The organism is Nitrospinota bacterium (assembly GCA_016235255.1).
GTDB lineage: Bacteria > Nitrospinota_A > UBA7883 > UBA7883 > JACRLM01 > JACRLM01.
Map to the genome: position 1 here is coordinate 1 of JACRLM010000004.1, position 19,687 is coordinate 19,687.

At 57.2% G+C, this 19,687-nt stretch carries 19 protein-coding genes; 13 read left to right on the forward strand and 6 right to left on the reverse strand.

Annotated features, from left to right (window positions below; translation table 11 throughout):
- The first annotated feature begins 379 nt into the window (after positions 1–379).
- From HZB29_00435 to HZB29_00450, 4 genes are all read left to right on the forward strand, one after another.
- Complete coding sequence (locus tag HZB29_00435) at positions 380–1,591, forward strand: fibronectin type III domain-containing protein (protein MBI5814061.1); 1,212 nt, start codon at positions 380–382, stop codon at positions 1,589–1,591.
- A gap of 179 nt (positions 1,592–1,770) precedes the next feature.
- Complete coding sequence (locus HZB29_00440) at positions 1,771–2,703, forward strand: NDP-sugar synthase (GenBank protein ID MBI5814062.1); 933 nt, start codon at positions 1,771–1,773, stop codon at positions 2,701–2,703.
- A gap of 96 nt (positions 2,704–2,799) precedes the next feature.
- Positions 2,800–3,066 (forward strand): type II toxin-antitoxin system prevent-host-death family antitoxin, encoded by a 267-nt coding sequence (locus HZB29_00445; GenBank protein MBI5814063.1) that lies wholly within the window; start codon positions 2,800–2,802, stop codon positions 3,064–3,066.
- A complete protein-coding gene (locus tag HZB29_00450; GenBank protein MBI5814064.1) occupies positions 3,063–3,320 on the forward strand; it encodes a type II toxin-antitoxin system RelE/ParE family toxin in 258 nt (85 codons plus the stop codon). The genes HZB29_00445 and HZB29_00450 overlap by 4 nt, the downstream gene beginning before the upstream one ends.
- A gap of 31 nt (positions 3,321–3,351) precedes the next feature.
- On the opposite strand, the gene HZB29_00455 is transcribed toward HZB29_00450, so the two are convergent.
- Positions 3,352–5,820, reverse strand: a complete 2,469-nt coding sequence (locus HZB29_00455) for a response regulator (GenBank protein MBI5814065.1) — start codon at positions 5,818–5,820, stop codon at positions 3,352–3,354.
- Between the two features lie 72 nt (positions 5,821–5,892).
- The gene (locus HZB29_00460; GenBank protein ID MBI5814066.1) at positions 5,893–6,066 is read right to left on the reverse strand and encodes a hypothetical protein; all 174 of its coding nucleotides are present in this window, start codon (positions 6,064–6,066) and stop codon (positions 5,893–5,895) included.
- Positions 6,067–6,107: 41 nt separating this feature from the next.
- On the opposite strand from HZB29_00460, the gene argB reads away from it, so the two are divergent.
- Together argB and HZB29_00470 are read left to right on the forward strand one after the other, a co-directional pair.
- Positions 6,108–6,989 carry an acetylglutamate kinase gene (gene argB / locus HZB29_00465; GenBank protein MBI5814067.1) on the forward strand — a complete coding sequence of 294 codons (882 nt, stop codon included), beginning with the start codon at positions 6,108–6,110 and terminating at the stop codon, positions 6,987–6,989.
- Between the two features lie 57 nt (positions 6,990–7,046).
- Positions 7,047–7,280 carry a BrnA antitoxin family protein gene (locus HZB29_00470; protein MBI5814068.1) on the forward strand — a complete coding sequence of 78 codons (234 nt, stop codon included), beginning with the start codon at positions 7,047–7,049 and terminating at the stop codon, positions 7,278–7,280.
- Positions 7,281–7,597: 317 nt separating this feature from the next.
- Here the strand turns inward: HZB29_00470 and HZB29_00475 are convergent, their stop codons facing one another.
- Both HZB29_00475 and HZB29_00480 read right to left on the reverse strand, forming a co-directional pair.
- On the reverse strand, positions 7,598–7,999 hold the full coding sequence (locus HZB29_00475) for a hypothetical protein (GenBank protein MBI5814069.1): 402 nt from the start codon (positions 7,997–7,999) through the stop codon (positions 7,598–7,600).
- Positions 8,000–8,208: 209 nt separating this feature from the next.
- Positions 8,209–9,612, reverse strand: coding sequence for a TrpB-like pyridoxal phosphate-dependent enzyme (locus HZB29_00480; protein MBI5814070.1), 1,404 nt, complete (start codon positions 9,610–9,612; stop codon positions 8,209–8,211).
- Positions 9,613–9,795: 183 nt separating this feature from the next.
- On the opposite strand from HZB29_00480, the gene HZB29_00485 reads away from it, so the two are divergent.
- Entirely contained in the window at positions 9,796–11,136 is a 1,341-nt protein-coding gene (locus tag HZB29_00485; GenBank protein ID MBI5814071.1) for a diguanylate cyclase, read from the forward strand.
- 25 nt (positions 11,137–11,161) lie between these two features.
- Here the strand turns inward: HZB29_00485 and HZB29_00490 are convergent, their stop codons facing one another.
- Positions 11,162–11,674: a hypothetical protein gene (locus tag HZB29_00490; protein MBI5814072.1), complete on the reverse strand. Its 513-nt coding sequence runs from the start codon at positions 11,672–11,674 to the stop codon at positions 11,162–11,164.
- A gap of 300 nt (positions 11,675–11,974) precedes the next feature.
- On the opposite strand from HZB29_00490, the gene HZB29_00495 reads away from it, so the two are divergent.
- The 6 genes from HZB29_00495 to prfB all read left to right on the forward strand — a co-directional run bounded on the left by HZB29_00495 (position 11,975) and on the right by prfB (position 18,386).
- On the forward strand, positions 11,975–13,219 hold the full coding sequence (locus HZB29_00495; GenBank protein MBI5814073.1) for an OmpA family protein: 1,245 nt from the start codon (positions 11,975–11,977) through the stop codon (positions 13,217–13,219).
- A 210-nt stretch (positions 13,220–13,429) separates the two neighbouring features.
- Complete coding sequence (locus tag HZB29_00500; protein MBI5814074.1) at positions 13,430–14,722, forward strand: cytochrome c3 family protein; 1,293 nt, start codon at positions 13,430–13,432, stop codon at positions 14,720–14,722.
- On the forward strand, positions 14,723–14,998 hold the full coding sequence (locus HZB29_00505) for a hypothetical protein (GenBank protein ID MBI5814075.1): 276 nt from the start codon (positions 14,723–14,725) through the stop codon (positions 14,996–14,998).
- 120 nt (positions 14,999–15,118) lie between these two features.
- Positions 15,119–15,892 (forward strand): c-type cytochrome, encoded by a 774-nt coding sequence (locus HZB29_00510; protein MBI5814076.1) that lies wholly within the window; start codon positions 15,119–15,121, stop codon positions 15,890–15,892.
- A 655-nt stretch (positions 15,893–16,547) separates the two neighbouring features.
- The gene (locus HZB29_00515; protein ID MBI5814077.1) at positions 16,548–17,252 is read left to right on the forward strand and encodes a hypothetical protein; all 705 of its coding nucleotides are present in this window, start codon (positions 16,548–16,550) and stop codon (positions 17,250–17,252) included.
- A protein-coding gene (gene prfB, locus HZB29_00520) for a peptide chain release factor 2 (GenBank protein MBI5814078.1) occupies positions 17,249–18,386 on the forward strand; the annotation gives its coding sequence in 2 pieces (ribosomal slippage) (positions 17,249–17,308 and positions 17,310–18,386; 1,137 coding nt in all). Before HZB29_00515 ends, prfB begins: the two co-directional genes overlap by 4 nt.
- Before the next feature lie 178 nt (positions 18,387–18,564).
- Here the strand turns inward: prfB and HZB29_00525 are convergent.
- On the reverse strand, positions 18,565–19,584 hold the full coding sequence (locus HZB29_00525; GenBank protein MBI5814079.1) for an IS481 family transposase: 1,020 nt from the start codon (positions 19,582–19,584) through the stop codon (positions 18,565–18,567).
- Positions 19,585–19,687: the final 103 nt, after the last annotated feature.

Sequence of the window (19,687 nt, forward strand, 5' to 3'; positions counted from 1 at the left end):
AACGAGTTTTCCACAGAAAGTGACAAACTCAAAAGCGTGCGCGCCGGGGAGGATTTAGGAGGCGTAAGGCTTTGGAATCCCGATATATCCCGGAAAAACCCTGATCTTCCCGATTAGTTGCAAACCATTTGTCTCCCAACAATCGATGTATCCGGCCGCCTCCAGTTCGTTTCAAAAACGTCATTAACAACGCCGGACACCAGAAAAACAACGGCTATACAATCATATCCAGAATTTAAGGAGCTACTGCGGCGCTGGATATTTGCTATACTTTTGCAAGTCGCACGCAAATTGCGCTAAACAACTTAGGCGCTTGAGGTCTTGCCAATCCGGCGGACCGCGCAGCGCTAAACCGGCATATATGGAGAGATTCAAATTGTTGATCAGAAAATTTGCCCCCCTGGTTTTCCTGGCGCTTGCCGCATGCTCCGTGAACGTGAAAAACGACGTGAAGTTTGACAACGGCCCTTCAAGCTTCCGGGCCGCCGGAGGAGAGGCCAAGGTGCTCTTAAGCTGGGGTGAATTGACCGGGGCGGCAAGCTACAGGATATATTGGAACGACAGGGGAGGGGTGACCACTTCCGACCAGTCCATGGAGACGCCGTCCACCTCATATACCCATGAAGGGCTGGTCAACGGGAAGACCTATTATTACCGGGTGTGCGCGTTGGCCTCTGCCGGGTCGGAAAGCCAGATGTCCGAAGAAGTCTCCGCCACACCGTTCGTAAAGCCGGGAACGCCCAGCGGGTTGACGGCGACGGCGGCGTCCGGCGAGGTGTCGTTAAGCTGGGGCGCGGCGGCCAACGCGGACTATTACCTGCTTTACTGGAACACCACCGGCGGGGTGACCACGGCCCATGATTCCATACAGGTGAGCGGCGCCTCGTACACGCACACCGGGCTGACCAACGGGCAGGCGTACTATTACAGGGTGGCCGCCGCCAACACATGGGCCCAGAGCGACCTTTCCGGGGAAATCTCCTCCACCCCGGGGACCACCGGCGGCATTTCCATCACCCCCTGTAACAGCGTCACCGGCCATTCCGGCTCCGTGTGGACCACGGCGGACTGCGGCCCATACTCATATACCAGCGGCGGCGGATATTTCTTCAACACCTCCGGCGCCCCATCGTTCGCCAGCGGCAGAGTCTCCTTCAAGGTGACCGGGCTGGACGCGGGCGCCCTTAATTCCAGGGACTTCTTCCTCTTCTTCGCCAAGATGGTGACCCCGTCCGGCAAAGAGGGGAATTTCCAGATAGACCTGTTCAACGACGGCACGAACAACGCCCGGCTCATCTCGCAAAGGTTCGACGGCACATGCTCAAACTTCTGCGAGCATCATGACATATCCACCGGCATCGGCTGGGACCCGGGCGCCACCTATTACTTCGACATCCAGTGGAACTCGTCCACCGTAAGCCTGACGGCCATGGACGCCGGGAGCGGCCAGACTGTGTGGACCGCCTCCGTGCCGACAGACGGTTCATATTCGGGGGCCGACTCCATCGGAGTGGGCAATCCCGGCAACAGCGCATACAGCGGCATAAACGCGGCCATCATTGTCAGCGAAATGAGGTTGTCGGTGTTCTGACAGGCCGGCCGAATGGGTGACGGCAGGTTGTTAAATGCCTGCTGTCACCCTGAACGCAGTGAAGGGTCTCTTTGTTATGGAGATTCTTCGCCTGCGGCTCAGAATGACAGGCGCATAGGACGCTTTCCGGGGTGTTCTTCACCCCGGAATCGGCTGCGCGGAAAAGTGAGGGAAATTAAATGAACGCCATGATCCTGGCGGCGGGGCTTGGCACGCGGCTTTTGCCCCACACACTGCGCATCCCAAAGCCTCTTTTCCCCGTGCTGGGAAAGACCCTGCTCCAAAACGCGGTCGAGACGGCGCTGAAAATGAATCCCCGCCGCATTGTGATAAACGTCCATCACCTGGCGGACATGATGGCGGAATGGATCGCGTCCCACGATTTCGGGGTGGAGACCATCGTTTCCCGCGAGGAGGCCATCCTCGGCACGGCGGGTGGGATAAAGAACGCCGAACGATGGCTTGCCGGCGATCATTTCGCGGTGATCAATTCGGACATCATCGCCGATATAGACTGGGTTGCGCTGGCCGAGTTCCGCCGTGATAGCAAAGCTGTGGCGGCGCTGGCGCTTCGTAAAAATCCCGATCCGGAAAAATACGGCCCGCTGTGCGTGGACGATGGCGGGAAGGTGGTGCGCTATGTCAAGACGGCCGGACCTGGCCACACCGGGAAAGAAAAGCAATTCATGTTCACCGGCCTTTCCGTTCTCTCCCCGGAGATTTTTGCGATGATCCCCCCGGGGCGCGCAGTGGACATTTCCAGCGAGGTCTATTCTCCGATGACCGTCAAAGGCGAGGGGCTATACGGCATGGAAGTCACTTCATCATGGGTAGACGTGGGGACGTCGGCGGACTACTTTGCGGTGGTGATGGAGGCGCTCAGGGCGGACGGGGGGAATGCGCATAAGGGGACGGCGCCCGCTTCATCACTTATATCGCCCCCTGTTTATATGGAGCCCGGTGTGGAGATCGGAGATAGCGTGTCCATCGGGCCCAGTGTCGCCATCCATTCCGGGGCGAGGATCGGAACGGGAGCCACGCTGCGCGACTGCATCGTCCTGCCCGGGTCAACGGTCGGCCAAGGGGATATCGTGGGGGGAAGGATAGTGTGACGCCGCGGTTCCACCGGCAAAAGGGTTGACCGATCCGCCATAATCTGCCATTCTGTACATATAGTACCAATTGTACAAATCACCGGAGGTTAAGCCATGGCGCGCATAGCGGCCAGCGTTTTGCGGGAAGTGTTGGCGGACACCGTCAACAGGGTCGCGTATGGCAAGGAAAGGATTGTCCTCCAGAAAAGGGGCAAGGACGTGGCCGCCCTTGTGCCCATGCAGGATATGGACCTCCTCGAAAAGCTGGAGGATTTGGCCGATTTTGACGAAGCGGAAAAAGCCCTGGCCGAAATGAAATCAAAAGGTGAAAAACCGATTCCCTGGGCGAAGGCCAAACAGCGGCTCGGCCTTGGCAAATGAAATGGCGGGTGGAAGTTCTTCCCTCCGCCGCCGATGCCATGGAACGGCTGGAAAAGCGGGACCGGTCCAGGGTGGCCCGCGCGGTGGACGCCCTGGCCTCAAAACCCCGTCCTTCCGGCGCAAAGAAACTTCGTAACGAGGGGAACCGCTGGCGTATCCGGGTGGGTGATCACAGAATCATTTATGATATCAGGGACAGGGAGTTGATAATCCTCGTCATCAAGCTCGGGCATCGCAAGGATGTTTACCGGTAAACCAATATGGCGTAGATACGTCCCCTTCCACTCACCAGTCCATGCTCATGATAAGCCTGCGGGCGCGGGGGATAAGGTCGTTGGCGGTCATGGGCTTGGTGATGAAGTCGTCGGCTCCCATGGAAAACGCCTTGTCCCGGGTCTCCATCTTGTCGTCACTTGTGAGCACGAGCACCGGCGCCGGTTTCACCCCGGCCGTGTTGATGCTCTTTATCAGGGCAAAGCCGTCCTTGCCGGGCATGCGAAGGTCTGTTATCACCAGATGGATTTCCGTATTCAGGAGTATGGACATGGCTGTGTCCACGTCCCCGGCGGCCATGACGTTCACGTCCAGTTTCGACAGGTACTGGCGCAGCAGCATCAGCACCACCGGCTCGTCGTCCACGATGAGCACGTTGGGCATTTTGCGGGGGAGCGTCATCACAAACTCGCTTCCCTTCCCCTCTTCGGACACGGCGCTGATATCGCCGCCGTGCGCTTTGATGATGTCCCGGGTGAGCGGAAGGCCAAGCCCCGTCCCTTGTTCTCCCGCTGTGCCCACGGTGCTGGTCTTTTCCTCGTGGATGAATATCTTCGGGAGGATGGCGGCGTTTATGCCCACACCGTTGTCCTTGACCGCGATGGCGTCCATTTCCCCCGGAGGCGAATAGACAGTGACCTGGCTTCCCCTGCGCGAAAATTTTATCGCGTTGGACAAAACGTTGCCGGCCGCCTGGAGCATAAGCCCCCGGTCGGCGAATATCCTCATCTCCGCCTGGATGTCGTTGACGATTTCAACGCCCTTTCCGGAGGCCATATGACTCACCGAGCCTATGGCCTCGGCCAACAGCGTACGCGCCTCCAAGAACCGCCGTCTGGGCACGATCTTGCCGGTCTGTATCCTGCTGATGCTCAAAAGGTCCTCGATCATTCTGAGCATGCGCTTGCTGGTCTCGATCACCTTACGGACGATTTCGCGGCTCTCCGGGGCCATGTCTCGACTCTTGTCGCCTTCGACGACGGCAAGCAGCCCGATGACCGAGGTGAACGGCGACCGAAGGTCGTGCGCCACCAGTGAAATGAACTTGTCCTTGAGCCTTGTGGCCTCTTCGGCCGTCTCCTTTGTCAGCGTAAGTTCGTCTTGGGCCTTCTTGTAAACGGTTATGTCCTCCATTGTCCCTTTTATCACCTGCCCGCCCATCCTGCCGTCGTGCGCCAGCCGGGCGTTGATCCTTCCTGTGAAAATGTCTCCACCCCGCCGCTTAAGCCCGCATTCAAATGTCACCGTCTCCCCGCCGGACTGGCGAAGCAGTTTGACGAAATCGTCCCTGCTGGCGGGTTCGGCGTAAAAATCAGCGGCGTTGCCAGCGGCCTTGAATTCTTCCGCCGAATTAAAGCCACCCATCCTGACCAGTGCCGGATTGGCCTCCAGCAGCTTCCCGTCCAATGTGGACACGAATATTCCAAGGGGGGCCACATTGAAAATGTCGTGGTACTTTTCTTCGGCAAGCTTGAGCGCGGATGTCATTTGCCCGGCCATGGCAACGGCGCGCCGTCTCGAAGAGCCCAGCGACCAGGTGATCCCGAACAGCAAAAGGCTGATTACCGCGCCCCCGGCCAGGACAAGCTCCGGCCTGCTGTTTCCAAAACGTTTGCTGAACATGTCCGCCGCAGATATTTTCACAAGCCACACGCGGGCTCCCATGTTGACCTGGACGGACTTGAAAAACTGTCTTTCCATCATCATTTCATTCGGGCTTTGCCCTTTTATGTTGGCGTACAGCAATTCGCCTTCCTGCCCGCCGGTTATGTCGTATATCGAAATGTTTGTGTAATTTACGCCTATGTCCGTCTTCATGGCGTGCAGCGCCCATGGATAGACGTCAATCGTGAGGAAAACAATCTCCTGCGCGCCGCCGCCCGGCGTTCCCTTCCGGACCGGCATGACCATCAGAACAAGGGCGTTGCGCGGCTTTCCGGCGGCGTCTGGGCCGTTGATATTGCCGGAGACCGCCGTGTCCGCGCCTCGTTCCAAATGGCCTATGGCCTCGGCGATGGCCGGATTTGAGGACAGGTCCAGGCCGGGCCTCAAGAACCCTTTGCCATTGATGGCTCCGAATTGGACCACACGCAACTTTCCGTCTTTTCCTTTTGCGGCGTACCCTATTTCCCTTAGGGCTGCATAGTTGTCCAGTGGCTCTATGGCGCCGGCGTAGAGGGCCACCGTTTTTCCGTCAGCCGTCCTGTTCACGGCAAGGTTTGCCGCTAGCCCCCGCAAGGTCTGCTCGTAATTGAGGCGGTACACGCCTATTTCATGAAGGAACAGGTCGGTCTGGGAGTTGAAGATCACCTCCGCCCTGCGGATTTCGCCATTCCTTATGGAAAGCCAGCCCCAAACTGTGGCTGAAAGGGAAAGGGTGAGGACCAGGAACGAGGAGAGTAAAAGATTCTTTCTCTCTGAAGGTTCATCGGCCCCGCCTGGCAAAGCATCGGAAGGCTTATCATAATCCGCGGGACACATTTTCACCTCGAACAGCAATATGGCGGGCGGCCAGCGCCCTCTTATTGGGCCGTCAAATTAATAATAGACTTTTTATTTTGCCGGCGCAATAAAGCGACGGCGAAGAATATCGAATTGGACGCTTTCTAAATCAAGCAGTTGCAATGAATCTTTATGGATGGCGGAGCCCTGCCTGTTCATCGCTTTTTGCCCCGTTGTTTTTTCCATCCGCCTGTTGCAATATACATCCGGCGGATCAACATTCATTTAACATCGCGTTTGGGGCGCTGATTGGAGATATGAAAGAAATACCGGAACTTGTCAAAAAGGCCGAGGTCCTGGCCGAGGCGTTGCCTTACATGCAGGCCTTTTCCGGCAAGACCATCGTGATCAAGTACGGCGGCGCGGCGATGGTGGAAGAAGAGCTAAAGGAGGTCTTCGCCAGGGACGTGATACTGCTCAAACACATCGGCATGAACCCGGTGGTGGTGCATGGCGGCGGGCCGCAGATAGGGCATGCGCTAAAGCAGATGAACATTCCCACAAGGTTCGTCCAGGGGATGCGGGTGACCGACGAGCAGACCATAGACGTGGTGGAAATGGTGCTGGTGGGGAAGGTGAACAAGGAGATCGTCGCCCTTATCAACGAAAACGGCGGGCGGGCCGTGGGGCTTTCCGGCAAGGACGGGAACCTTCTGACTGCCGAAAAGATGTTCGTGGAGAAAACAGGGCCCGAGGTGGAACGGCCGGAGATTATAGACGTGGGGATGGTCGGGAAAGTGACAAATGTGGACGTCACCATCATCAGGACCCTGGAGGCAGGCGGATTCATCCCGGTGATCGCACCTGTAGGTTGCGCGCCCGGCGGCCAGACGTTCAACATCAACGCCGATTTCGTGGCGTGCGCCGTGGCCGGGGCGCTAAAGGCGGACAAGCTTGTGCTGCTCACCGACGAGGCGGGGATACTGGACGGCGACAAGAAGCTTATCTCCACCCTCACCGAGGCGGAGGCGAAAAAACTGGTGGAAAAAGGGGTCATCACAGGCGGGATGCTGCCGAAGATAGAAGCCTGTTTCGGCGCGCTGGACGCCGGGGTGAAAAAGGCCCACATCATAGACGGACGGGTGAAACACTCCGCGCTGCTGGAGATATTCACGGACAAAGGAGTAGGGACGGAGATACGGCGTTGAAAAAGGAAAAGCCAATGAGCGTGAAAAGAAAATCTGTCAAAAGCGGCTTGAAGAGGATTGACGCGCTCAAGGACTAAGGACATCGACTACTCTGACATCCCGCCGCTGGACGCGTCATTTTTCAAAAAAGCGCTGGTGACCTGGCCGCCGAAAAAACTCACGGTCACTATCAGGCTGGACGCTGACGTGGTTGAATGGCTGAAGAAGGGTGGCAAAGGTTATCAGACCAGGATCAACCATCTTCTGCGGCGTTTCATGGACGCATCGTCCAAAAGCCGCGTGGCCCGGTAAAAAAACCGGAGCGGTTATTGGCCGCATTTCGACGCCATCCCTTGGGAGCGCGGGCGTCCCGCCCGCAACAAGTCAAAGGAGCCTCGAAGGTTCCTTTGACTTGCAAAAAACTAATTTGTGGTTACACGGAGCCGTCGAGGCTCCGTGTAATTAATGCGGGCAAGATACCCGCGCTCCAAATAGGAGGATACCGGGGCGAAAACAACACCCCCGCAAGCCATGAATCCCTTGCCAACATTGCAAACCTTGTTTTTTCGGGGGGGGGGGGTATATTACTGTTAGGGGGAATCATAAAAAAGAAGTACGCATAACCATTTTTATGGCTGTATAAAAGTGGCGCGGTGACCAGTGGAACCTTTTATTGGGAGGGGGGGCGTCATGAAGAAGATAGCCTGTTTGCTAAGCGTTATCTTTCTGATTTCACTTTCAGCGTGCGGCGGCGGGGGTGGCGGCACAACCAGCGGCGGCGCGGCCAGTTCCACCGTGGCGACATATGTGGGAACGTGGCTAAGCACAATATCTACGGGCACATTAACTCTCACTTTCACTGAAACCACGCTGACATATACTACTGATACCTCCGATTGTCGTGCCAGCGGCTCAATTACCGTTACCGGCGGCAATCCGTGGACTATAACTTGGACAATTACAAGCGCCACCGGTTGCAGCGGTTCAGGTGAAGCAATCCAGGTAGCAACCGTTACAGTTTCCAGCGACAATAAGACGGCAACCATAGACTGGAATGACGGAAACGGGCCAAGTTCATGGACCAGGCAGTAAATCGCGGTTGATGGCCGGCGGGGTGTTTTGAGCCGAAGGCGTCACCCCGCCGTCATATACATGTTGAGGACCCCAGGGTGAAGCACACCCTGGATGGCAACCGAAGCAGGGGCGCCGCTTGCGCCGCGCCCCCACAAAAAGTCACCGCCTACTTCATCGCCAGTTCGCGCGGCCTTCCCGTATAACCTTTCGGCTTGGGCAGAGGCTCGATGGCCTTGAGCGCCCGCTCAACACCGCTTTCGTCCATCCTGTCGTCCACCAGGTTCCCGGCGAAATAGCTGTCATACGCCGCCATGTCGAAATGGCCGTGGCCGGAAAGGTTGAACAATATCGTTCTTTCCTTCCCTTCTTCCTTCGCCCGTTGCGCCTCCACGATGGCCTGCCGGATGGCGTGGGACGATTCGGGCGCCGGGATGATCCCTTCCGACCGGCAGAATGTCACCGCCGCCTCGAAACACTCCGTCTGCGGATAGGACGCCGCTTCGATAAGGTCGTCAAGGTAAAGCTGGCTTGTGATGGGCGCCACGCCGTGATAGCGCAGGCCGCCTGCGTGGATGCCGGGCGGCACGAAGTCGTGGCCCAATGTGAACGATGGGATAAGCGGTGTCATCTGGGCCGTGTCGCCGAAGTCATAGGAGTATATCCCCTTGGTCAGCGTCGGGCAGCTTGCCGGTTCCACCGACACGATCCGCAGGTTCTTTCCGTGAATTTTGTCGCACACGTATGGATGGGCCAGTCCGCCGAAATTCGATCCGCCGCCGCAACAGGCTATCACCACGTCCGGATACGCCCCGGCCAGCGCCATCTGTTTTTGCGTCTCCAGCCCTATCACCGTCTGGTGCAGGAGTACGTGGTTTAGCACGCTGCCCAGGGCATAGTTCGTGTCCGCGTTTGTCGCGGCCACTTCCACCGCCTCGGATATGGCGATGCCCAGGCTCCCGGTGGAGTCCGGATACTTCGCCAATATCCCCCGCCCGGCGTTAGTGGTGTCCGAAGGGGAGGGGATCACCGTGGCCCCCCAGCAGTTGATCATGGAGCGCCGGTACGGCTTCTGCTGATAGCTTATCTTCACCATGTAAACCAGCGCTTCCAGCCCGAACATCTGGCAGGCGAAGCTCATGGCGCTTCCCCACTGCCCGGCGCCGGTCTCCGTGGCGATCCGCCTGATGCCGGCCTTCTTGTTGTAATACGCCTGGGCCACGGCGGTGTTGAGCTTGTGGCTTCCGGCGGGGGAGCCTCCCTCGTATTTATAGAAAATTTTCGCGGGTGTGCCGATTGCCTTCTCCAGCCTGTGCGCCCTGTAAAGGGGCGACGGACGCCACATGGCCAGCACGTCGAGTATCTCTTCGGGGATGTCTATCCACCTCTCCGCGCTCACCTCCTGTTCGATAAGGGCCATAGGGAAAAGGGGCGCCAGATCGGCAGGTCCGATGGGCTGGCCCGTGCCCGGATGCAGCGGCGGCTGCGGCGGATTGGGCGCGTCCGCCAGGATGTTGTACCATTGTTTTGGAATGTCCGAGTGGCTCAAGGTGTACATGGTCTGTTTTGGCATAAGTCCCCCTGTTAGTATGTTCCCACTTGCAACACATCGCCTGACCGGCGGAAGAACGCGGCGCTCCCCGTCGCGCCTGCCTTTCCCGCATTGTATTGTCATTGGGCCAATTGTGGCAAGTCCATTCAACATCCGCAAGTTATGGTATGATTCGCGTTTTATGGGTCAACCAGTCCGGTTCCGATGGACAAAAAGCACTCAAGCCGCCATTTGAAAAAGATTCTGCTGGCGGCAAATGATAACGCAGTGATACAGGCCGCCGAGGATGCCCTCGCCGGTTCCGGATACCTCTTGTCCGTCCATAGTTCGGCCAGGGAAGCTCTCCACGCCGCCCACTCGGAGAATTTCTCGTTGGCCATTGTTGACGACAAGCTTGCGGAAATGGACGGAGTATCTTTCATCCATATCCTGCGGGCCGCCAAGACCACAAAGGAAATCCCCGCCGCGCTGCTGGTGATGGCCGGTGACGAGAACACCAGGAAAGACGGGGCAGGGGCGGGCGTACTAGGTTTTTTGGAAAAGCCTTGCGACGGCGCCCTGTTGCTCGATTTCGTGGACGGCCTTTTTGAATCTAACAAGGTCCCTGCGGCGGCCAGCCGGGACAAGGTGATGGCCGTGGAGGACAGCCCGATAGTCAACAAGATGTACGCCCAGATATTTGCCAAACATAATTTCGATTTCAAGTATGTCAGCGACTCCACGACGGCGATGGACGAAATACGCCGGTTCAATCCCGGCCTGATCCTCATGGACGCCAACATGCCCGGGATAGACGGTTACGAGCTCACGCGCATCATAAAGTCGCAACGGGACACGGAGAACATCAGGATCATCATGGTCACCGCCGACACGCAGAAGAAAAGCACCTTAAAGGCGCTGGAGGCGGGAGTGGCGGACTTTCTGACCAAGCCCTTCGACGAGGAGGTGCTCCTTGCGCGGATGCGGGCGCACCTGAACAGCAAGCGGCTTTTTGACGACCTGGAGAAAGCCTACGAAGAGATGAAGGTGCTAAAGGACAAGCTGGAACTGCTTTCCATCACCGACGGGCTCACCGGGCTTTACAACCACCGGCACTTCCACGACATACTGGCGGAGATGCAGAAGGAGTCGAAAAGGAAAAGATCGGATCTTTCCCTGGTGATTTTCGACATAGACTTTTTCAAGAAATTCAACGACACTCACGGCCACAAGGCCGGTGACGCCGTGCTTAAGTCCGTGGCGGCCACACTGGCCGGCACAGTGGGCAAGCGCGGCCTGGCCGCAAGGTACGGCGGTGAGGAATTTACCGCGTTGCTGCCAGGCGCGGACGCACAGGCGGCCATGGCGGTTGCCGAAGAGATAAGAAGCGGCGTTGAGGGGCTTTGCGTGGAATTCGGCGGCAAGACGCTGCGCGTGACGGTGAGCCTCGGGGTCTGCCAATGGGACGGACTTGCCACGGACACAAAGTTCATAGAGGCGGCGGACAAGGCTCTTTATAAAAGCAAGGCCGACGGGAAGAACAGGGTGACCCTGGCGCCGGTGTGACCCGCGCCAGAGCGACCGCTATTTCTTAATAGACTTTTGGTTTGGCCAAGGCCCATCCTGCCGCGACGCCGATCGTGCCAAGAAGGCCGAGGAAAAACAATCCCGCCCCAGCCTGCGCCATGATGGCCAGAGATTCTTTGGCGGCGTGGCCTCCAATCTGCGCGGTCTTGAACGCCGTGAGGGTCCAGAAAGATGGATAAATGACAGCCCCGAGCCCCACCGCGGTGGAAACCACTCTTTTCACCGCCGCCGCCGCCGGGGAAAGTCCCGCGAAAATGGACAAGGCCAGCGCCGCCGTCCCCAGCCCCATGAAATGCTCGTGGGCGCGTTTCAAGTATTTCCACGCGTCCTCTATGGACTTGTTCGCGTTTTCAATGGAGCCGTGTTCGGCGATATGATACCCGGCGGTGGTCTTGAAGTGTTCCTTGATGCTCTCTTCTTTCGCCCCGAAAGACATTCCGTGGAGCGTTCCGCCAAGAATGGCCAGCAGGGCTAGTATCACGCCCAGCAAGACAGGCTTGAAATCGTACTGCTTCATTTCAAAGTCTCCATTAGTGATTCCGGATAAACAAAAGTAACACGAACGCCTCTCCATAACAATGTGTCCATTTCATGGAGCCTGTTTGCCTTTATTCCGCACAGCGGTACGCGGGCAATCCTTCCTCCCGGAAAAAAACGCCTGGTTCGGGGGAATACGTTGATTTTTCCAAGATTTAGGTTGCAAAAGGACGACTGTTTGGTATTATACAGCCTGAAATGAGGCGGTTGTTTAACGAGGGGTTATCGGATTGTTCAACATCCGGCTTGCGTAAATATCTTGAGACGAATCGGAGGCTGTATGTTCAAATACGCTAAGGTCATAATCACACTGGCTTGCGCCGTCGCGGCCGCCGTTTCCACAAACGCCAACGCGCAGGTCGCGGTTGACGGCGGAAGCGGTCTTTTCAACGTTCAAAAGGCCAGGACCCTTGGAGATATCCACTTTGGAGTGGGCGCCTTTTATGACACCTCCAACCATGACAGCGCCGGCGTGGCCAGCAAGGGCGAGGAGCTGGACATGGCGTCGGTTCCGCTCTCCTTTACCATCGGCTTTAAGGACAATCTGGAGTTTTCGGCCGCAGTCCCCTTCGTAAGGGCCGAGGCCAAGAACGGCGGAAGCAGCGAGTCTGGCCTTGGCGACGGGATCGTCCGGATCAAATGGAACTTTTTCAATTCACAGAACCTCGGCTTCAGGCTTGGCGGCATAGTCTCCACCACACTGGCCACGGGCGACAAGGACAAGGGGCTTGGCACAGGCAAGTCCGATCCGGCGTTCACACTGGCGCTGGACAAGGAATATGAAATGGTGACATGGCACGCCAACCTCGGCTATGTGTCAAGGCAGGAAGAGGGGCTGGCCAACCAGACCACCTACGGCGCCGGCGTCGAATACATGCCGATCAAGGACTTGAGCTTTTTGGCCGAGGCAAACGCATACAGCTGGGCCAGCCAGGTGGCAGGCAGGGATGACTCCAGCAAGTATATGGTGGGCGCCAGGTATTACATGGGCGACTGGGGAAGCCTGACCGCCGGTTACGGATCGTGGACGGGCGGCTCCGGCTCCAACAGCCCGAACTACATGTGGATGGCCGGGGTCACCATGGGCCTTGGTTTGGGCCAGCCCAGGGGCGTGCTCAACGTTCCCAAAGCGGAGGCGGCCCCTGTAGAAGTGAAAAAAGAAGAGCCCGAGGTGACAGAGGCGCCCAAGATCACGCTTGAGGGCGTCCATTACAAGTTTGACAAGTCCGACCTGACTCCGGAGGCGCAAAATATCCTCAAGGCCAACGCCGAGAAGCTCAAGGCCAATCCGGGCGCGTCCTTTGTGATCGAAGGGCACACCTGCTCCATTGGCACACAGGGCTATAACCAGAAGCTCGGGTTGCGCAGGGCGATATCGGCGAAAAAGTTCCTGATCGAGCAGGGGATCAACGCCGACAGGATAGAGGTGATCAGCTACGGCGAGGACAAGCCCGCCCATTCCAACAAGACCAGGGAAGGGCGCAAGCTCAATCGCAGGGCCGATTTCGTCATCAAGGTGAAATAAGGCGGACGATGACCAGGCCGGCCACCAGCGCTTTGCCTGCGCGAGGGCCGGATCGGGATGATTGCATACGGGGCGCGTCTAACATGGCGCGCCCCGCTTTTTACGTCGGCGCCAGGTCCACATATGCCGGTGGACATTGTGACACGCTGGCTGTGTAACTTACGAGGGAAAGCGTCCTTCCGTATGAGACGATTTGGAATGCCAGGCCTGTTGACGGCCATTGTTGCGCTTCTTTTTCTCGCCGCTCCCGCGTTCGCGCAGGAGCCTGCCGCGCCATCCGCTCCTCCGGCTTCCGTTTCCGGCGGGGACAAATCGGTGGTTCCGGCCGACTATAATTGCGTGAACTGCCATAGGGACATCGCCGACGAGCGGCTGACCCCTCCCGTCAACGACTGGATGGAGTCCGCCCACCGCAACGCCGGGGTAAAATGCGCGGACTGCCACGGCGGCAATCCTTATGACGACGCGTTGTCCATGGAAAAATCGGCCGGGTTCATCGGCAAGCCCAAGCCGCAGGACATTCCGAAACTGTGCTCCAAATGCCATTCCGACGCGAAAATGATGCGGACCCACAACCTTCGGGCCGACCAGTTCGCCCTTTATTCGGACAGCGTCCACGGCCGCAAGCTCGCCTCCGGGGACACGGAGGCGCCCACCTGCATAAGCTGCCACGGCAAGCACAAGATACTAAAGGTGAAGGACCCCAACGCGACCGTGGCTAGGAAGAACGTCCCGGAGACATGCGGCGTATGCCACTCCAAAAAAGAGATATTCGAAAAGAGAGGCAAAAAGGCGGACCAACTGGAGCTGTACAAGAAAAGCAGGCACTATGAGCTTTTCGCCAAGGGGGACCTTATGGTGCCCACCTGTTTTGACTGCCACGGCAACCATGACGTGCAGGCGGCCAAGACCGAGCGGACGCGAACCGTCTGCTTTAACTGCCACGCGCAGCAGGCGGAATACTACAAGTCCAGCAAGCACTACACCGCCTTCAAGCAGGGGGGGGAGCCTGTCTGCTTGCATTGCCACAACTGGCACGACATAGAGCGCCCCGCGCCTGAAAAGTTCACCGGCGACAAGGACAACGACTGCGTGGGATGCCACGACGAGAAATCCCCGGCGTACCTGGCGGGCAAGGACCTGAAACAGGTGGTGGAAGCGGCCTCCGCGGCCGTCAAGTCCGCCAAGCGGTCGCTTGACGAGCTTGAGGGGAACGCCCATGGGGGCTTTGAGACCTCCGACCTGAAAGAGAAAATGGCCAAGACCCTCGATGGGCTCAAGGAACTGCACACCCTCACCCACAAGCTCAATGTGGAGGCGGTGAAAAAGCAGTCCGAAGGGCTGATCCTGTCGGCCCAGGCCATAAGCGAGACCACCAGCGGAATGCGCTCCGAACTTAAGGTGCGCCGCGTCGCCCTTGTGGTGGCGTGGATTGTCTTCATCGGATTCATGGGGGCGTTGTGGGTGAAAATGAAGGACCTGGACAAGAAGCGGGAGGAGTGATTGGAACTCCAGTCGGACGCGGTGAAACTGGTGGACGCAAAGTCCACCGAGTCGATTTCAGGTCAATCGGCTGCGCCTGTGCGCGGCTCACTCGAATCGGCCGCAAACCTTGTATTTCCCCCTCTGGCGGCGTTCCTCCGGGAGTTTGTGGTCAAAGGAGGAGTATTCAAAGGGGTGCGAGGGCTCCAATCATCCTTTAACGCATGGGCGCTTTGTTTCGCCACCGAGGCCAAGCGATACGAAAAACAACATGCGGCGCGGCCTGACGTTCCATAAACGAGGCGAACGCCTCTTGCCTGCTGACAATCTCTAATAAACGGTCTGTAAAAGGTGTATCGGCTCCAAAATCCCTTTGAAACGCCGCCGGGAGCGTTTCCGGCCGCATGCGGATGGACTTTGGCGCTGTCCATCCTCTTGTTTCTGCCGTCGTGCGTCCCATCCACCGGGAACAACACGCCGCCGGCCCAGCCTGTGCCGTTCTCGCACAAACTCCACGTCACCGATAACAAAATCGGCTGCCTTTACTGCCATCCCGGAGCGATGACCGGCGCGCAGGCGGGATCGCCGGATGCGGAAGCTTGTTTAAAGTGCCACAGGGAAGTGAAACCAGGATCGCCTGAGATAATGAAACTTAAGTCCATGATCCCATCCGCAGGGATTGCATGGGCGCCGGTGGCAAGGCTTTTGCCGAACACCAGGTTTACCCATGAGGCGCACGAGGCGGCGAAGACCCCCTGTTCCCAATGCCATGGAGCTGTGGAGAGTATGGACGAGATATATAAAGGGGTGGAGTTGACGATGAATTTCTGCGCCAAATGCCACGATGGCAGGAAGGCCAGGAGCGAATGCCTCACCTGCCACGAAAAGGATTTTACGAATGCTCGCCCGGCCCAGCCGGTGAAGGCAAAGATGGAACGCACCGGAGCGGAGTTGTATGGGCAACTGTGCCGGCACTGCCACGGAGGGAGCGATGGAGTTGCGCCTGCAGGTTCGAAAATGGATCCTCCCCCGGCGTTGATTTTGACCCGCGATTCGCCCACCATCCTCGAAAAAAACGAAATTGCGGACAGGATACTCAATGGAGGTGGCCGGATGCCTGCTTTCAAGTGGCTGGAGCGCCGTCAGGCCGAATCAATAGCAGGGTATATCAAGACCGCCAATCCCGGATAAGTGGACAAATGGCCGGATTTGAGCCGCTACGAATTTACCGCAGCGCTTAATGGCGCCACGTTTTCGTACCTTGATATAAATTATTGAATATCATACGATTAAGTGCTGACCGTTGGGAAATTGACGGTGATAGACCTGAATGAGAATGCATAAGGATACGTCATTTCAGATTCGCAAAATTTTTATGTGTTTGAAATATAAAGAGATAAAAACTTCTCAAGTTGGCACGTATGATGCAACTATCTGGTGTGAGCGAGAAAGTCTGACAGGCGCCTCATCCTGCAGGCTGGACGCTCACCGATGCCTGATAACCATCGGTCTGGAAAGCAGTTTCCAGGAAACTTAAGGCCAAGACGGTTCCGATACCTCCTCATCGGAACCGTCATTTTTTTATTCGCATACCGCTACTCGGCGCCTAATAAATAGGCTATGCCGGCAAAATATGATAAAAAGTGCCAGAAAGTGAAAAAAGCGCTTTTTGCGGAGAGGTTTGGCGTTTATAATTGAACAAGTTACGCCGGTTTGCTATCCTTCATCGTTGAGAGCGGTGAAGAAACAATAAAACAATGAGTTTAATGTAAACCCTATGGGCGCTTTAAAAGACCACCTCTTTTTGCAGCATATAAACAAAAGCCTGGAGCAAGTCCGCGCCGAATTGAGGGTCAAACATACCTCGAAAAAGGAAAACCGTTTTTCGATTAAGGGTATAACGTATGAAATAGGCCCCTGCAAGGTGGAAAATGCGGACTTTGTGTTCGAGATAAGCTCCAAAATCCCGCAGGACATGCTTCCCCGGCGCACAACCATCGAAAAATATTTCCGGGAAGTGGTCAAGCTGATGAACAAGTGCGCGAAGAGACCGGCCGAATCGAAAATGGAGAACATCGTCCAGAGCACGGCGGAAGTGGAGTATAAAGAGCGGGATTATGTGAAGCTCATATATCAGTATAAGGAAAGCGATCTGTACACCATGCCGGAGGTTGAAAAAAGGCTGAAACATCATTACGCCAAACGGATACCGATTCCGGACGTGCCCGGTATCGCCACGCCCGGCGGAAAGATCGTGCTGCTGCTTGTGGAGGAGGCCATCAACGAATTCGCCACTGCCAACGTGATGGACCTTGTGAAAGCCAACGAAACGGTGAAGTCCGCCCTTGTGGCCAAGGGGGAGGCAACGCCGCCCCCCGCTCCGAAAAAAGCGGCGGCCAAGCCAAAACCCAAGGCGTCCGCCAAAGCAAAACCAAAGGCGCCCGTAAAAGCGAAATCCAAACCTTCGCCAAAAAAGAAGAAACCGGCGAAAGCCAAGCCGGTGGCGAAGAAAAAGGCCAAGGCAGCAAAACCCGCTAAAAGGAAAAAATGAACGAGGAATTCACCGCCCTGCTTGACCAGACATCCGTTAAACTCGACCGGCTCCGAGGTCATCTTTGACCTGGATTCAAAACTTTCCGAACTAGCCTCTCTCGACAAAAAGATCACCGCCCCCGGTTTCTGGGACAAGCCGGAGGCCACCCAGCACGTGATGAAGCGCCGTTCCGCCATCACCAAGGCGGTGGAAGGATACCGCGCGCTTGAAAAACGCCTTAACGACGTGCGCGAGATGGCCGAGCTTTTGAAAATGGAATCCGACCCGGCCATGGAGGCGGAGGTGGCCGGGGAGATGCGCGCATTGGCCGCCCAGACGGAGAAGGTGGAGCTTGCCGCCATGCTCTCCGGCGAGCACGACACGGACAACGCCATCGTGGAAATCCATCCCGGCGCCGGTGGGACAGAGGCGCAGGACTGGACCGAAATCCTGATGCGGATGTACCTTCGCTGGGCGGAGCGGCGTGGATTCAAGACGCAGATTGTGGACCTGCTTCCGGGCGAAGAGGCGGGGATAAAGTCGGTGACGTTCATCGTTTCCGGCGAATACGCCTACGGTTATCTTCGGGCGGAGGCCGGGGTGCACAGGCTCGTGCGCATCTCCCCGTTCGACTCCAACAAGCGGCGGCACACGTCGTTCTCGTCTGTGGCGGTGACCCCGGAGATAGACGACGACATAGAGATAACCATAAAAGACGACGACCTGCGGGTGGACGTGTACCGCTCCTCCGGCGCCGGGGGCCAGGGAGTGAACACGACAGACTCCGCCGTGCGGATAACGCATATACCCACCGGGATAGTGGTGGCCTGCCAGAACGAACGAAGCCAGCACAAGAACAAGGCCTCTGCGTTAAAAGTGCTGAAGGGCAAGCTGTTCGCCATTGAGGAAGAGAAGATGCGGGCGAAACTCGACGGACTGGCCGGGGAGAAAAAGGGGATCAAGTGGGGCTCCCAGATCCGGTCGTATGTGCTGCAACCGTATCAGATGGTGAAGGATTTGCGGACCCGCATCGAAAGCGGCAACGTGAACGCCGTGCTGGACGGGGATATAGACGGGTTTATAGAAGGCTACTTGTTGAAAGGCCCGGTGAAGGCAGGGGAGATAGAGGAGGAGGAGGAAGAGGAGGAGTGAGGGACCTAATTTGCCAGGATGCGGCGTAGTATTCTGTAACAGTCTTGCCGGAAGGCCAACTGTAAACGCAATTAGTGTTCAGGACAGATCAAAGACCCGGCTTTCACTTGCCACCATTATCTGCGCTAGTTAAAAATCGCGTTTACAGTTGGCCTTCCGGCAAGACTGTTACAGAATACTACGCAGCATCCAGATTCCCCACGATTTCGTTCTCATAAACATACCGCTGATATAGCTCCAAACCGTCCGTGAAGGTCTGGAGCGGCGTCCGCCCCTTGCAATAGCGCCCCTGGTTCGTCCGCTCCGCATTGTACCAGGCCATAAAAATATCCAGGTCGGCCTGTATCTCATCGACGGAGCCGTATAGCTTCCTGCGGAACGCCACGCTGTAAAACTCCTCCTGGATGATCTGGTTCAACCTCTCCACAGATCCGTTGGTCTGCGGATGATAGGGTTTTGTCCGGGTATGCTCAATGTCGTTGAGGCTCAGGAACAGCTCGTAGGGATGCTGTTCGCCCCGTCCGCAAAACTCCGCTCCGTTGTCGGTCAGAACGCGGTGAACCCTGATGCCCCGCTCATCATAAAACGGCAACACGCCGCAGTTGAGAGCGTCGGCGGAGGTCAGCGCAGTTTTCTCATGATAGACCTTGGCAAAGCCCACGTTGGCGTGAGTGTCTATGGCCGTCTGCTGGTAGATGCGCCCAACGCCTTTGATCGTACCGACGTAATACGTGTCCTGCGCCAGCAAAAAGCCGGGATGAGGGCTTTCCACCTCGCCGTGGGCTTCCTTCTCCAGCTTGGCGTCCTCAAGGGCCGCCACCTGGGATTCCGTGAGAACAACCCCCTCGCTGGCGGAGAACGCCTCCAGACGCTTGAGCCGCAATCCCTTGGTGGCGATGCCGTGCCGCATCCATACTGAACGCACCCCGCCAGCGCTTATATGATGCCCCGCCTTTTTAAGCTCGTTGGCGGCGCGAACCTGCCCATGGGTGGGATACTGTAAAGAATAGTCGAGCAGCGATCTCTCCACCTCGGCGGGAACACGGTTGCCTATCCTCGGCTCCCGGCGTGACTTCTCCAGCAGGCCATCAAGACCTTCCTCCTCGATGGCTTTCTTGATGTCGTAGTAGTGGCGGCGGCTCACGCCCATTTTCCGGCAGGCGGAGTCAATCCCTTTTTTAGTTGAAACTCCCGGCATGACCGTCACGCCGCTTTCACCATTATCTTCCCCGCCAGAGCCCGTTTCATGATCTCACGCAGTTCTGGCAGGTGTTTATAACCGCTCACTTTCCTCAACCTGG